At 67.7% G+C, this 13,030-nt stretch carries 12 protein-coding genes, 1 tRNA gene and 2 rRNA genes (1 of these 15 cut by a window edge); 8 read left to right on the forward strand and 7 right to left on the reverse strand.

The window, feature by feature from the left end:
• The 3 genes from JL11_RS05865 to JL11_RS05875 all read left to right on the forward strand — a co-directional run.
• A 23S ribosomal RNA gene (locus JL11_RS05865) occupies nucleotides 1–2,015 on the forward strand (it extends 771 nt beyond the left edge of the window).
• Nucleotides 2,016–2,102: 87 nt separating this feature from the next.
• Nucleotides 2,103–2,217, forward strand: a 5S ribosomal RNA gene (rrf, locus tag JL11_RS05870).
• Between the two features lie 69 nt (nucleotides 2,218–2,286).
• Nucleotides 2,287–2,363: transfer RNA gene (locus JL11_RS05875), tRNA-Met, on the forward strand.
• A gap of 99 nt (nucleotides 2,364–2,462) precedes the next feature.
• Here JL11_RS05875 and JL11_RS05880 read toward each other — a convergent pair.
• Nucleotides 2,463–2,798, reverse strand: coding sequence for a hypothetical protein (locus JL11_RS05880; protein WP_054764835.1), 336 nt, complete (start codon nucleotides 2,796–2,798; stop codon nucleotides 2,463–2,465).
• 104 nt (nucleotides 2,799–2,902) lie between these two features.
• Complete coding sequence (locus tag JL11_RS05885; protein ID WP_054764836.1) at nucleotides 2,903–3,637, reverse strand: fatty acid desaturase; 735 nt, start codon at nucleotides 3,635–3,637, stop codon at nucleotides 2,903–2,905.
• 80 nt (nucleotides 3,638–3,717) lie between these two features.
• Between JL11_RS05885 and crtY the strand changes: the two genes are divergently transcribed.
• The 3 genes from crtY to JL11_RS05900 are packed head-to-tail and all read left to right on the forward strand — an operon-like array spanning nucleotide 3,718 to nucleotide 7,306.
• The gene (crtY, locus tag JL11_RS05890; RefSeq protein ID WP_054764837.1) at nucleotides 3,718–4,896 is read left to right on the forward strand and encodes a lycopene beta-cyclase CrtY; all 1,179 of its coding nucleotides are present in this window, start codon (nucleotides 3,718–3,720) and stop codon (nucleotides 4,894–4,896) included.
• A complete protein-coding gene (locus JL11_RS05895) occupies nucleotides 4,896–6,377 on the forward strand; it encodes a phytoene desaturase (RefSeq protein WP_054764838.1) in 1,482 nt (493 codons plus the stop codon). Before crtY ends, JL11_RS05895 begins: the two co-directional genes overlap by 1 nt.
• Nucleotides 6,374–7,306, forward strand: a complete 933-nt coding sequence (locus JL11_RS05900) for a phytoene/squalene synthase family protein (protein WP_054764839.1) — start codon at nucleotides 6,374–6,376, stop codon at nucleotides 7,304–7,306. Before JL11_RS05895 ends, JL11_RS05900 begins: the two co-directional genes overlap by 4 nt.
• Nucleotides 7,307–7,312: 6 nt before the next feature.
• Here JL11_RS05900 and JL11_RS05905 read toward each other — a convergent pair whose 3' ends face one another.
• From JL11_RS05905 to JL11_RS05915, 3 genes are read right to left on the reverse strand one after another with little or no spacing between them, the layout of a single operon-like run.
• Nucleotides 7,313–8,380, reverse strand: coding sequence for an ABC transporter permease (locus JL11_RS05905; protein WP_054764840.1), 1,068 nt, complete (start codon nucleotides 8,378–8,380; stop codon nucleotides 7,313–7,315).
• Nucleotides 8,377–9,294, reverse strand: a complete 918-nt coding sequence (locus tag JL11_RS05910) for an ABC transporter ATP-binding protein (RefSeq protein ID WP_054764841.1) — start codon at nucleotides 9,292–9,294, stop codon at nucleotides 8,377–8,379. The genes JL11_RS05905 and JL11_RS05910 overlap by 4 nt, the downstream gene beginning before the upstream one ends.
• Nucleotides 9,284–10,180, reverse strand: coding sequence for a polyprenyl synthetase family protein (locus JL11_RS05915; protein ID WP_054764842.1), 897 nt, complete (start codon nucleotides 10,178–10,180; stop codon nucleotides 9,284–9,286). Before JL11_RS05915 ends, JL11_RS05910 begins: the two co-directional genes overlap by 11 nt.
• Before the next feature lie 139 nt (nucleotides 10,181–10,319).
• On the opposite strand from JL11_RS05915, the gene fni reads away from it, so the two are divergent.
• Nucleotides 10,320–11,372 carry a type 2 isopentenyl-diphosphate Delta-isomerase gene (fni, locus tag JL11_RS05920; RefSeq protein WP_054764843.1) on the forward strand — a complete coding sequence of 351 codons (1,053 nt, stop codon included), beginning with the start codon at nucleotides 10,320–10,322 and terminating at the stop codon, nucleotides 11,370–11,372.
• Here fni and JL11_RS05925 read toward each other — a convergent pair.
• Nucleotides 11,339–11,860: a sterol desaturase family protein gene (locus JL11_RS05925; RefSeq protein WP_227976050.1), complete on the reverse strand. Its 522-nt coding sequence runs from the start codon at nucleotides 11,858–11,860 to the stop codon at nucleotides 11,339–11,341. The two genes, fni and JL11_RS05925, sit on opposite strands and share 34 nt — an antisense overlap.
• Nucleotides 11,861–11,898: 38 nt before the next feature.
• Here JL11_RS05925 and JL11_RS05930 point away from each other — a divergent pair, with 38 nt between their 5' ends.
• On the forward strand, nucleotides 11,899–12,672 hold the full coding sequence (locus tag JL11_RS05930; RefSeq protein ID WP_054764845.1) for a sterol desaturase family protein: 774 nt from the start codon (nucleotides 11,899–11,901) through the stop codon (nucleotides 12,670–12,672).
• On the opposite strand, the gene JL11_RS17645 is transcribed toward JL11_RS05930, so the two are convergent.
• A complete protein-coding gene (locus JL11_RS17645) occupies nucleotides 12,635–12,988 on the reverse strand; it encodes a response regulator (protein WP_054764846.1) in 354 nt (117 codons plus the stop codon). The two genes, JL11_RS05930 and JL11_RS17645, sit on opposite strands and share 38 nt — an antisense overlap.
• Nucleotides 12,989–13,030 lie beyond the last annotated feature (42 nt).

Consider the following 13,030-nt stretch of genomic DNA (forward strand, 5'->3'; position numbering starts at 1 on the left):
ACCGGTGAATGTTGAAAAATTCTCGGATGACTTGTGGATAGGGGTGAAAGGCCAATCAAACTTGGACATAGCTGGTTCTCCGCGAAATCTATTTAGGTAGAGCGTCCGACGAATTCCTTAGGGGGTAGAGCACTGGATGGTTGCGGGCTGCGCGAGCGGTACCAATACTAACCAAACTCCGAATACCTAAGAGAACTATCGGGCAGACACACGGCGGGTGCTAACGTCCGTCGTGAAAAGGGAAACAACCCTAACCATCATCTAAGGCCCCCAAGTACTGGCTAAGTGGGAAACGATGTGGGATTGCTTTGACAATCAGGAGGTTGGCTTAGAAGCAGCCATCCTTTAAAGAAAGCGTAACAGCTCACTGATCAAGCGATCCTGCGCGGAAAATGTAACGGGGCTCAAGCCAGTCGCCGAAGATATGGGTTTGCACTTTGTGCAAGCGGTAGCGGAGCGTTCCGTAAGCCGGTGAAGGTCAGGCGTGAGCCTGGCTGGAGGTATCGGAAGTGAGAATGCTGACATGAGTAACGATAAGAGTGTGAGAGACACTCTCGCCGAAAGACCAAGGGTTCCTGCGTAAAGCTAATCTGCGCAGGGTTAGTCGGCCCCTAAGGCGAGGCTGAAAAGCGTAGTCGATGGGAAGCAGGTAAATATTCCTGCACCAGCTGGAAGTGACGGATGGCATAACTTGTACGGGCTTATTGGATTGTCCGTGCAGGGGCGTCGTCCCAGGAAATAACTCCAGCAGAGACCGTACCCGAAACCGACACAGGTGGTCAGGTAGAGCATACCAAGGCGTTTGAGAGAACTGTGCTGAAGGAACTCGGCAAATTGCACGCGTAACTTCGGAATAAGCGTGACTCACCCTGGGCAACCAGGACTGAGTGGCACAAGCCAGGGGGTAGCGACTGTTTAGCAAAAACACAGGGCTCTGCGAAGCAGCAATGCGACGTATAGGGTCTGACGCCTGCCCGGTGCCTGAAGGTTAAAGGGAGGAGTGAAAGCTCCGAACTGAAGCCCAGGTAAACGGCGGCCGTAACTATAACGGTCCTAAGGTAGCGAAATTCCTTGTCGGGTAAGTTCCGACCTGCACGAATGGCGTAACGACTTCCCCACTGTCTCCAGCACAGGCTCAGTGAAATTGAATTCCCCGTGAAGATGCGGGGTTCCCGCGGTCAGACGGAAAGACCCTATGAACCTTTACTATAGCTTCGCCTTGGCGTTAGCGACCGTATGTGTAGGATAGGTGGGAGACTATGAAACCGGGGCGCCAGCTCTGGTGGAGTCGTCCTTGAAATACCACCCTTACTGTCGTTGACGTCTAACCGAGGACCGTTATCCGGTCCCGGGACATGGCGTGGTGGGTAGTTTGACTGGGGCGGTCGCCTCCCAAAGTGTAACGGAGGCGCGCGATGGTGAGCTCAGAGCGGTCGGAAATCGCTCGTCGAGTGCAATGGCATAAGCTCGCCTGACTGCGAGACTGACAAGTCGAGCAGAGACGAAAGTCGGCCATAGTGATCCGGTGGTCCCGAGTGGAAGGGCCATCGCTCAACGGATAAAAGGTACTCTAGGGATAACAGGCTGATTTTGCCCAAGAGTCCATATCGACGGCAAAGTTTGGCACCTCGATGTCGGCTCATCACATCCTGGGGCTGGAGCAGGTCCCAAGGGTATGGCTGTTCGCCATTTAAAGTGGTACGTGAGCTGGGTTCAGAACGTCGTGAGACAGTTTGGTCCCTATCTGCCGTGGGTGTTCGAAGCTTGAGAGGATCTGTCCCTAGTACGAGAGGACCGGGATGGACATACCTCTGGTGTACCTGTCATGGCGCCAGCTGTGCAGCAGGGTAGCTAAGTATGGAATAGATAACCGCTGAAAGCATCTAAGCGGGAAACTAACCTCAAAACAAGGCTTCGCTGAGGATCGTGGAAGACTACCACGTTGATAGGCCAGGTGTGGAAGCGCGGCGACGCGTGAAGCTTACTGGTACTAATAATCCGATCGGTTTGATCGTTTCTCAGCAAAACTCATTCGATGATCATCAATGACCCGATGATCGTCACGACAATGTCTTCTCATCATCCGCTGTCCGCCTCGTTGACCTGGTGGCTATGTCGGAGGTTCCCCACCCGATCCCATTCCGAACTCGGTCGTTAAGCCCTCCAGAGCCAATGGTACTTCGTCTCAAGGCGCGGGAGAGTAGGTCGCCGCCGGGTCTACCAGGCGGACAGCCGATGATGAAAAATCCTTGTCGAACCCCTTCTTCCTCCACAAACCACCCCTGCCGCGGGATGGAGCAGCCCGGTAGCTCGTCAGGCTCATAACCTGAAGGTCGCAGGTTCAAATCCTGCTCCCGCACCCAAGTTTTAAACCGTTAGATCAACGATCTAGCGGCTTTTTGCTGTCTGAACCTACAGGCCCGCGCCGCCCCAGCCCGGACGCCCACGATCGGCGTCGGCGCTCAAGGGGTGAACTGGATCGTATGTTCGAACGGGCGGTCGATCGGGCGGCCGCCGTCGCGCGAGGGGGGCGTCGCGGTTCCGTTCATCAGGGCCACAGCCGCCTCGCCGAATCCATAGCCCGGCCGGCTCTCCGACAGCACCACGCAATCCGAAACCCGGCCGTCGGCACGCCCGATGCATCGCAGTCGAACCCTGACGTCGTCCAAGACGGGCGCTGAGGATTGGGCCGCCGTCTTGATCCCGCCAGACGTCTTGGGCTGCGCCTTCGCCAGATCGGGGGCGGGCGTCGGCGTCGAACTCAGGGCGGCAAGAGCGAACAGCAGGGCGAGGGGCATGGGCGAGTTCCTTCTCACCTATAAGGCCCTGAACGCGGCCGTGTTCCCTTCGTCGATACAAAGGTCGCCGAACAGGTCTTCGCGGCCCGCGCCGCAGCCCTGGATCAAGACTCGCCGCGCCACAGACGCCACCAGGGCCGCCAGGGGGTCAGATGGTGTTCGTGGTGGCGGCCGAAGTGGAAGCAGGTGAGCAGGGAAAGAACGGGGCCGTAGCCGCTGCTGCGGGCGTGGTGGGCGTCGGCGAACGGCTGGTCGGTGTGGCGGTGCGGCAGCCAGGTGCCGAAGGTGAAGAGCTGAAGCGCTGAAAGCAGGGCCGGCGCGGCCCAGAAGGTCAGGAGATTGGCCGGCCGCGCCCCCAGGCCGAAGAGGGCGATCAGGACCAGGGCGGTCAGGACCGCCATCTCGCGCCAGCCGAAATAGGTGCCAAAGAAGTTCAGGAACCAGGGAAGGAAGGCGGGGGGCGCTGGGGCGTGAAAGTCCGGGTCGTCGGCCGTGCCGGGCGCGGCGTGGTGGGCGTGGTGCGCCGTCTTCAGCCGATCGAAGCGGAAGCCCGCATAGAGCCCCAGGGTCAGCCGGCCGACTGCGGCGTTCAGCCGCGGCCGTCCCGGCGCCAGGGAGCCGTGCATGGCGTCATGGGCGACGATGAAAAGGCCGACCGACAACCAGGTCTGGACCGCCACGATCGCCGGGGCGATCACCAGGGTCAACGGCCCCCATCGGTGAAAATAGACGCCGTAGACATGCAGAACCGCCCATCCCGCCACGATCATTCCCGCCAGGGTCAGACCGATCCAGGTCTGGCGCGGGACGATGCGTGGCTCGGCGACGGCGGCGGTCATGGACTTCAATCTAGCCTATGCCGGCGTCGGAGGCATCCAGGCGGCTTGCCCGTCACGTCCGCCCGTGCCACCTGTCGCGGATGCAGGCCGCCGCCCCCGACAGTTCCGCGCCGGACCTTTTGCTGCTGGGGGGCGGTCTGGCCAACGGCCTTCTGGCCCTGCGCCTGTCCCAGGTCCGGCCCGAACTGGACGTGCGGATCGTGGAGGCGGCCGACCGGCTGGGCGGGGTTCACACCTGGTCCTTCTTCGAACCCGATCTGACGCCGAGGCAGCGGGCGTGGATCGCGCCGCTGATCGCCCATAGCTGGCCCGGCTATTCCGTGCGGTTTCCGGCGTTCGAACGGCGTCTGGCGACCGGATATTCCAGCGTGACGGCGGCGCGGTTCGCCCAAGCCGTGGACCGCGCCCTGCCGGGACGGATCCTGACGGGCGTCTCGGTGGCATCGGCCGGGCCGACCGAGGCGGTTCTGGCCGACGGTCGCCGGCTGACGGCGCGGGCGGTCATCGACGGCCGGGGGCCGACCGCTGCGCCGGACCTTGCCCTGGGGTTTCAGAAATTCGTCGGCCTGGAGGTGCGGCTGACCGCGCCCCACGGGCTGAAGGAACCGATCGTCATGGACGCCTGCGTCGATCAGGCCGGGGGCTATCGCTTCCTCTATGTCCTGCCCTTCGACGACCGGACCCTGCTGATCGAGGACACCCGCTATACCGACGGCGCGGACCTGGATCGCGACGTGTTTCGGCAAGGCGTCAGGGACTACGCCGCCCAGAAGGGGTGGGTCATAGAGGCGGTCCTGCGCGAGGAGGAGGGGGTGCTGCCCGTCGCCCTGGACGGCGACATCGCCGCCCATCTGCGGCGCATGGGGCCGACGGCGGTCAGCGGTCTTCGCGCCGGCCTGTTCCACCCCACCACGGGCTATTCCCTGCCGGATGCGGTGCGGCTGGCGGACCATCTGGTGGAACGGATCACGGCGGCGCGGGACGGTTCGGACCTGTCTCAGGTCATCCGCCGCCAGGCTTGCGACGTATGGTCCAATCGAGGCTTCTATCGGCTGCTGAACCGCATGCTGTTTCGGGCCGCGCGGCCGGATCAGAGGTACAGGGTGCTGGAGCGGTTTTACCGCCTGCCCCAGCCGCTGATCGAACGCTTCTATGCGGGGGAGACGACCTTGGGCGACAAGGCGCGGATCCTCAGCGGCAAACCCCCGGTGCCGATCGGCGCCGCCCTGACCTGTCTGGTCGAAAGAGGACGTGCGTAATGCGAGCAGCAGTGATCGGGTCGGGGTTCGGGGGGCTGTCGCTGGCCATCCGCCTGCAGACGGCGGGGATTCAGACCACGGTCTTCGAGGCGCGCGACCTGCCGGGCGGCCGGGCCTATGTCTATAAGGACAAGGGCTACACCTTCGACGCCGGGCCGACCGTCATTACCGATCCTTCGGCGCTGGAGGAGCTGTTCGAGGGCGCGGGGCGCAAGCTGTCGGACTATGTCGAACTGCTGCCGGTGGCGCCCTTCTATCGGCTGTGCTGGGAAGACGGCGACGTCTTCGACTACGTCAACGACCAGGACGAGCTGGACCGCCAGATCGTCGCCCGCAACCCGGCGGACAAGGAGGGGTATCGCAAATTCCTGGCCTATTCCCAGGACCTGCTGAAGGAAGGCTATCTGAAGCTGGGGGCCGTGCCCTTCCTGGACTTCGCCAGCATGGTCAAGGCGGCGCCGGAGTTGATGCGGCTCCAGGCCTGGCGGTCGGTCTATGACAAGGTCGCCGGCTATATCCAGGACGAGCACCTGCGTCAGGCCTTCAGCTTCCACTCCCTGCTGGTGGGCGGCAATCCGTTCGCCACCTCATCGATCTACGCCCTGATCCACGCGCTGGAGCGGCGCTGGGGCGTCTGGTTCCCACGCGGCGGCACCGGCGCCCTGATCCAGGCCATGGTACGTCTGTTTCAGGACCTGGGCGGCGAGATCCGGCTGAACAGTCCGGTCGAGCGGATCACCCTGGCGAACGGGCGCGCCGACGGGGTGGTGGTCGGCGGCCAGACCCTGGCCTTCGACATGGTGGCCTCCAACGCCGACGTGGTCCACACCTATCAACGCCTGCTGGGCCAGGAGCCGCGCGGCCGCAAGGAGGGGGCGCGTCTGGCCGCCAAGCGGCATTCCATGTCGCTGTTCGTCATCTATTTCGGCCTGAAGCGCGTCCACCCGGAGGTGCGCCACCACACGGTGCTGTTCGGGCCGCGCTACCGCGAGCTGATCGGCGAAATCTTCAAGGGGCCGGACCTGCCGGAGGACTTTTCCCTCTATCTGCACGCCCCGACCCGCACCGATCCGTCCCTGGCGCCCGAGGGATGCGACGCCTTCTATGTGCTGGCGCCGGTGCCGCACCTGGCCTCGGCCGACATCGACTGGGCGGTCGAGGGGCCGCGCTATCGCGACCGGGTCCTGGCCTATCTGGAGCAGCACTACATTCCCGGCCTGACCGCCGATCTGGACACCTGCCGCATCTTCACGCCCGTGGATTTCCGCGACCAGCTGAACGCCCACCAGGGCTCGGCCTTCTCGCTGGAGCCGATCCTGACCCAGAGCGCCTATTTCCGCGTCCATAATCGCGACGACCAGATCCCCAACCTCTATTTCGTCGGCGCCGGGACCCATCCGGGCGCGGGCGTGCCGGGGGTGGTGGGCTCGGCCAAGGCCACCGCCGGCCTGATGATCGAAGACGCGGGGCGGACCGCATGAGCGACGCCGTCCTCGACCACAGCCGCCAGTCGATGGAGCAGGGCTCCAAGAGCTTTGCCGCCGCCGCCCGGCTGTTTCCGGCGGCCATCCGGGACGACGCCTGGATGTTCTACGCCTGGTGCCGCCATTGCGACGACGAGATCGACGGCCAGGTCCTGGGCCATGGGGCGGTCGGCATCGACCCGGTCCTGGCGGGGCGCAAACTGGTCGAACTGCGTGAACGCACGGCCGCCGCCCTGGCCGGAGAGCCGCAGACGGACCCGGTCTTCACCGCCTTTCAGCGCGTCGCCGCCCGCCACGCCATTCCGGCAGAGGAGGCGATGGACCTGTTGCAGGGGTTCGAGATGGACGTGGAGGGCCGCCGCTACGACACCCTGGAGGACACGCTGGACTACGCCTATCACGTCGCCGGCGTGGTCGGGGTGATGATGGCCCGGATCATGGGGGTTCAGGACGCGCCGACCCTGCGCCGCGCCCAGGACCTGGGCCTGGCCTTTCAACTGACCAACATCGCCCGAGACGTGGTCGAGGACGCCCGGGGCGGACGGGTCTATCTGCCCGGTCAGTGGCTGGACGAGGCGGGCGTGCCGCGCGATCAGGTCGATCAGCCCCGGCACCGTCAGGCCGTCGCCCACACCGCCCAGCGGCTGGTGGCGGCGGCCGAACCCTATTACGCCTCGGCGCGGTGGGGTCTGCGCGATCTCAATCCACGGTCGGCCTGGGCCATCGCCACGGCGCGGGGCGTCTATCGCGCCATCGGCCGCCACGTCTCGCGGTCGGGGGCCAAGGCCTGGGACGGCCGGACCTCGGTCGACAAGGCGGGCAAGCTGGCCCTGGTGGGGCGCGGGGCCCTGATCACCCTGTGGTGCAAGACCCTGGACGTCTGGCGCGAACCGCCGCCGCGCCCGGCCCTCTGGACCCATATCTGACGACGCTCAGCGCGCGGCGCGTCTCTGCTCCATCATCACGGCCAGGGCGATCCCGGCCAGACCCACGCCGCCCAGGGCGGCCCAGCCGGCCAGGACCCCGGCGTTGAAGTCGCCGCGCCAGATCAGGGCCTGATAGGTTTCGACGGCCCAGGCATGGGGCGTGATCCAGCCCAGGGCGCGGAAGGCTTCGGGCATCAGGAAGCGCGGCGCCATCGACCCGCCCAGGGCCGCCAGCAGCAGGGCGACGAAGGTGGTCAAGGGCTGGGCCTGTTCGCGCGACCGGCAGGCCGCCGTCAGGGCCAAGGCCACCCCCGCCGCGCACAGGGCCACCAAGGCCGCCGTCAGGAGCGCCGCCGCCGCCTGCCACGGCGAAAGATCCGGCAGGCGGGGCCAGGCCGCGACGAAGACGGCGATCGACTGCATCAGGCCGACCGTCGTCAGCCAGATCGCCCGTCCCGCCAGTATGGGCGCCGTTCCGCCCCGCGCCAGGACCAGCCGCGCCTGCAGGCCCGAGCGCCGCTCGTCCAGCCCGCCCATGGCGCCGTGCATGGCGGCGAAGAAGACGAACATCACGCTGACCGCCCCGGCGTGATAGGCGCCCTGGACGTCGCCCTGCGGCCCCACCTGGCGGACGGGGACGTCGCGCGACGGGGGCGCGGGCCGGCCGGCCAGCATGGCCGCGATCGGGACCAGCCGCGCCTGAAGCGCCGCCGCCGCCACGTCTCGGCCCGCCGCCGACACCACCGTCACCTGGGGCGCGCCTGCCTCGTCGCGGGCGATCAGAACGCCGGCGTCGGCGCGGCCGTCGATCACGGCCCGCTCCACCGCCTGGACGTCGTCGAGACGGCGAAGGCGCGGCCCCAGGTCCCGCGACAGGGCCTCGCCGACGGCGGCCGTGGCCGGGGTGCGCGCCGCATCGTGCAGGGCCACGCTGGCGTCGATGTCGCCACGCGCCCCCGCACCGAAGACGGCGGCGAACAGCAGATAGACCAGGGGCGGCAAAACCAGGGTCAGGGCCATGCCAGACCGGTCCCGCCAGAAGCCGCGCGCCCAGGCGCCCGCCACCGCCATCATGACAAGGCGTCCGACAGATGGGCGACCAGGTCGTCCAGGCCGGGACGACGCACGGCCACCTCGCCCCCCTCGGCGTCCGCCTCGGGCGAAACCCTCTGGGCCGCCCCCAGGGCGTCCTCGCACAGCAGCCGCCATTCCAGCCCGTCCTTGGAGGGCGCCAGACCCGACTGGGCGAACCGGCTCGCGGCCGGGCGCGAGGCGGGCCGCGGCAGTTTGACGACCAGCAGCCGCGCCAAGCCGAAGGCCTGACGCAGCAGGGCCTTGGGCGGTCCTTCCGCCAGCAGCCGGCCCTGGGCCAGGACGCCGATCCGATCGGCCGTTTCGGAGACGAAGGCCTCGTCGTGGCTGATCAGCAGACAGCCGGCGCCCGCCTGGACCGTCTCGCGCAGGGCGGACGACAGGACGACGCGGGCGGCGGCGTCCACCCCTTCGGTCGGTTCGTCGGCGATCAGCAGGCGCGGGCGCCCGACCAGGGCGGCGCTGAGGTTGGCGCGCCGACGCCATCCGCCCGACAGTGAATGCACCGGCTCGTCCGCCCTGGGGGCGCATCCGGTCAGGGCCAGGGCCCGCTCCACCGCCGCAGGGCGGTTGGAACGGGGAAGGCCGCACAGGGCCGCGACCGCCGCGACGTTCTCGCGCGGCGTCAGGGCGGGAAAGAGGGCGCAGTCCTGGGGCGCAAGGCCGATGCGTCCGCGACGGGGCGCGCCTTCGCCGGCCGTCGCCCGCCCGCGCCGGACGGGGATCAGGCCGCAGGCCACCCGAGCCGCCGTGGACTTGCCCGCCCCGTTCGGACCCAGCAGGGCGTAAACCTCTCCGGCCGCGACGGTCAGGTTGAAATCGCGCAGCACCGGCCCTTCGCCGTAGCCCGCCTCGACGTCCTTCAGAACCAGCGCCGGCGCGACGCTAGCGTCCAAGTTCGGCCTGCCGGAAGAGATGAAGGACATAGGTCGTCAGGGGGCTGTCGTGCCCGACCGCCTCGGCCGCCCGGGCCAGGGACTGGCGCACCCCGGCGCGGACCCGGCCTTCGCCCCACAGGTCCACGAAGGTGGTCACGCCCTGATCCTGACCCACGTCCTTGCCCAAGGCCTCGCTCGTCGAACAGGCGTCCATCAGGTCGTCGCAAAGCTGGAAGGCGAAGCCGACCGCTTCGCCGAAGGCGGCGAGACGCGCCAGGTCGTCCGCATCGCCGCCGCCCATCCGGCCGCCGCCCCGCGCGGCCGCGACGAACAGGGCGCCGGTCTTCAGATCGTTGATCCGACGCAGGGCGACCACGTCGCGCTGAACGGGATCGTCGCGCAGATCGCGCATCTGGCCCTCGGCCAGGCCGTCGAAGCCGATCGCCTGCGTCAAATCGTCCAGGGCGCCCAGCCGCGCCTCCGACGGCGCCCGGCTTTGCAGAATCAGCCGGGTCGATTGGTTCAAAAGGGCCACGGCCGCCAGCACGGCCGCATCCTCGCCGTGGCGGCGGTGCAGGGTCGGCTGACCGCGCCGCAAGGCCGCATCATCCATACAGGGCAGGTCGTCCAGAACCAGGGAGGCGGCATGGGCCATTTCGACCGCGCAACCGAAATCCAGGGCGTCCTCGGCCCGCCCGCCGACGTGCGCGGCGGCCAACATGGCCACGACCGGCCTGACCCGCTTGCCCGGTCCCAGCAGGGCCTCGCGCGCGGCGAGGGCTAAAAGACCGTCCGATGAGGGCGCCGTCTCGGCCAGCCGGTCCTGCACCAGGCCACGCAGATTCTCGGGCGACTGAGGTTCGGGGTCCGACACGGGCTGGGGCCTTAAGCCGACGATCGCCATACGGGTCTCCTGATGTCCTTCGACAGTCGCGTTGCGACCCTGGGCTGACGCATTATGATCACATACGGCATCACGACTGCGTCGGATGCAACCCGCCAGAGCATGATCGTTTCGGAGGGAACCGCTAGGAGCGTTTGCGATGCCCACCCCCGACGACGCCCTGATCCGACGCAAGGACGAACACATCGACCACGTGCGGGCCGGACGGGGTCTCAGCGGCGCGTCCTCGGGACTGGAGGCGGTGCGTTTCGTCCATGACGCCTTGCCGGACCTGGCCCTCGACCAGATCGACCTGTCCGCCCGTTTCCTGGGGCGGCGGCTGAACCTGCCCTTCCTGATCAGTTCGATGACCGGCGGCCCGTCGCGGGCCGAGGCCATCAATGCGCGGCTGGCCGAGGCGGCCCAGGCCCTGGGCGTGGCCCTGGCGGTCGGCTCCCAGCGCGTCGCCCTGGAGACGGCCGGCGGGTCCGGCGGCTCGGGCTTGGGGCCGGATCTGCGCCGCCTGGCGCCCGACGCCCTGATCCTGGCCAATCTGGGCGCGGTGCAGTTCGCCCTGGGCTATGGGGTGGACGAGGCGCGCCGGGCCATGGAGATGATCGGCGCCGACGCCCTGATCCTGCATCTGAATCCGCTTCAGGAAGGCGTCCAGCCCGAGGGCGACCGCGACTGGCGCGGCGTCGCCCAGGGGATCGAGCGGATCGCCGCCGCCTTTCCGGGCCAAGTGGTGGTCAAGGAGACCGGCGCCGGCCTGTCGGCCGCCGTCGCCCGGCGCCTGGCCGACATGGGCGTCGCGGCCCTGGACGTGGCGGGGGCGGGCGGCACCAACTGGGGCCTGATCGAAGGGGCGCGGGCCACCGGCGGGCGGGCCGAGGCCTTGGCCGCCCCCTTCGCCGACTGGGGGGTGCCGACGGCCCGCAGCCTCCGCGACTGCGCCCAGGCCGCCCCGGACCTGGGGCTGATCGGCTCGGGCGGGATCAAGGACGGTCTGGATGCGGCCCGCGCCGTCCGTCTGGGGGCCGATCTGGTCGGCCAGGCCGCCGGGGTGCTGGAGGCGGCCCTGACCTCGACCCAGGCGGTGGTCGATCATTTCGAGCTGATGGCGGCCCAGCTGCGGCTCGCCTGTTTCTGCACGGGCTCCGCCGATCTGGCGGCCCTCGCTCAGGCGCCGCTGCTGGAAGAGCCCCGCTTCTGAGCCAGTTCGGCCTTCAGCGCCCGCGCCGACCGCACCCACAGAAAGCCGAAGGAGACGCAGCCTTCGCGCGTGCGCACGGCGTGATGCAGACGGTGCGCCTGGATGCGCCGCGTCCAGAAGCCGGACCGCCCGGAAAAGCCCGTCGGGAACCGCCGGTGCACCAGGCCGTCGTGGAAGAAGAAATAGACCATCCCATAGGCCGTGATCCCCAGGCCGACCGGCAGGGCCCAGGGCCACAGGTGCAGACCCACGGCCACCATGACGATGGCCGGGGCGGCGAAGACCACGGCGAACAGGTCGTTCTTCTCCAGGGGGTGATCGTGCGGCTCATGATGGCTGCGGTGCCAGGACCACAGGAAACCGTGCATCACATAGCGGTGCATGATCCAGGCGAACGCCTCCATGCCCAAAAAGGCGGTCAGGAACAGCGCGATCCACGTCAGCCAGGCCATGGCCCCAGCATAGGCGGTTTGATCCGCCTTAGCCACGACTTGACCGCCGCAGGGATTTGACCGTCTGTGCCCCCATGTTGAGGGATCTGCTCATCACCACCCTGGCGCTGAGCCTGATCATCGGCCTGCGCTATCTGCTGGTCGGCGCGGCGGCCCATGGGCTGCTGTGGGCCGGGGCTGGCCGGGGACGGGCGCTGAACCTGCGGCCGCCGGCGATCAAGCGCATCCGCGCCGAGATCGTCGCCTCCCTGATCGCCTGCCCCATCTACGCCCTGCCGGCGGCCCTGGTGCTGGAGCTGTGGAAGCGGGGCGGGACGGCGATCTACAGCGATCCCCACGCCTGGCCCCTGTGGTGGCTGCCGGTCAGTCTGATCGTCTATCTGCTGGCGCACGACGCCTTCTACTATTGGGTGCACCGGGCCCTGCATCACCCGCGCGTCTTCGGCTGGGCCCATGCCGAACACCACCGGTCGCGCGACCCCAGCGCCTTCGCCTCCTTCGCCTTCGACCCGGCCGAGGCTGCGGCCACCGCCTGGTTCCTGCCCGCCCTGGCCCTGATCGTGCCGATCCACTGGGGCGTGGCCCTGACCCTGCTGACGCTGATGTCGCTGACGGCCGCCCTGAACCATGCGGGGCGCGAGGTCTGGCCCGCCGCCTGGCTGGAGCGGGCGCCGCTTCGCTGGCTGATCACCGCCACCCACCACGACGCCCACCACAAGCGGTTCAACGGAAACTACGGCCTCTATTTCCAGTTCTGGGACCGCTGGGCCGGGACTGAGGTTTCGGCCGCCCCCTCGCGACCATCCCCGGTCATCCCTCCAGAGCGGCCCTCAGCGCCTCTTCGGTGATCGGCTTGGTCAGGGCGGCGTGGGCGCCCAGGCCGGTCGCCATCTGCAGTATGGACGAAGAGGCCAGACGTCCCCCGCCGCTCATGGCGATGACCCGCAGGGAGTCCCTCAAATGCCGGGTGTCCATGATGAAGTTCAGCCCGTCGCGGTCCGGCATCAGAATGTCCACCAGCACGGCGTCGGGCGACCAGTCCTCGACGATCCGCAACCCTTCGTTGACCGTTGCTGCGGTCAGGACTTGGCAACCCAGCCGTTTCAGCATCTCCTCCAGATGAAGCAGAACCAGCGAATCGTCCTCGATCACGCAGACTTTCACGCCCAACCTCCAGATGCGATCAGGGGGAACTAACGGATGAAT

The sequence above is a fragment of the Brevundimonas sp. DS20 genome (assembly GCF_001310255.1).
GTDB classification, from domain to species: Bacteria; Pseudomonadota; Alphaproteobacteria; order Caulobacterales; family Caulobacteraceae; genus Brevundimonas; species Brevundimonas aurantiaca.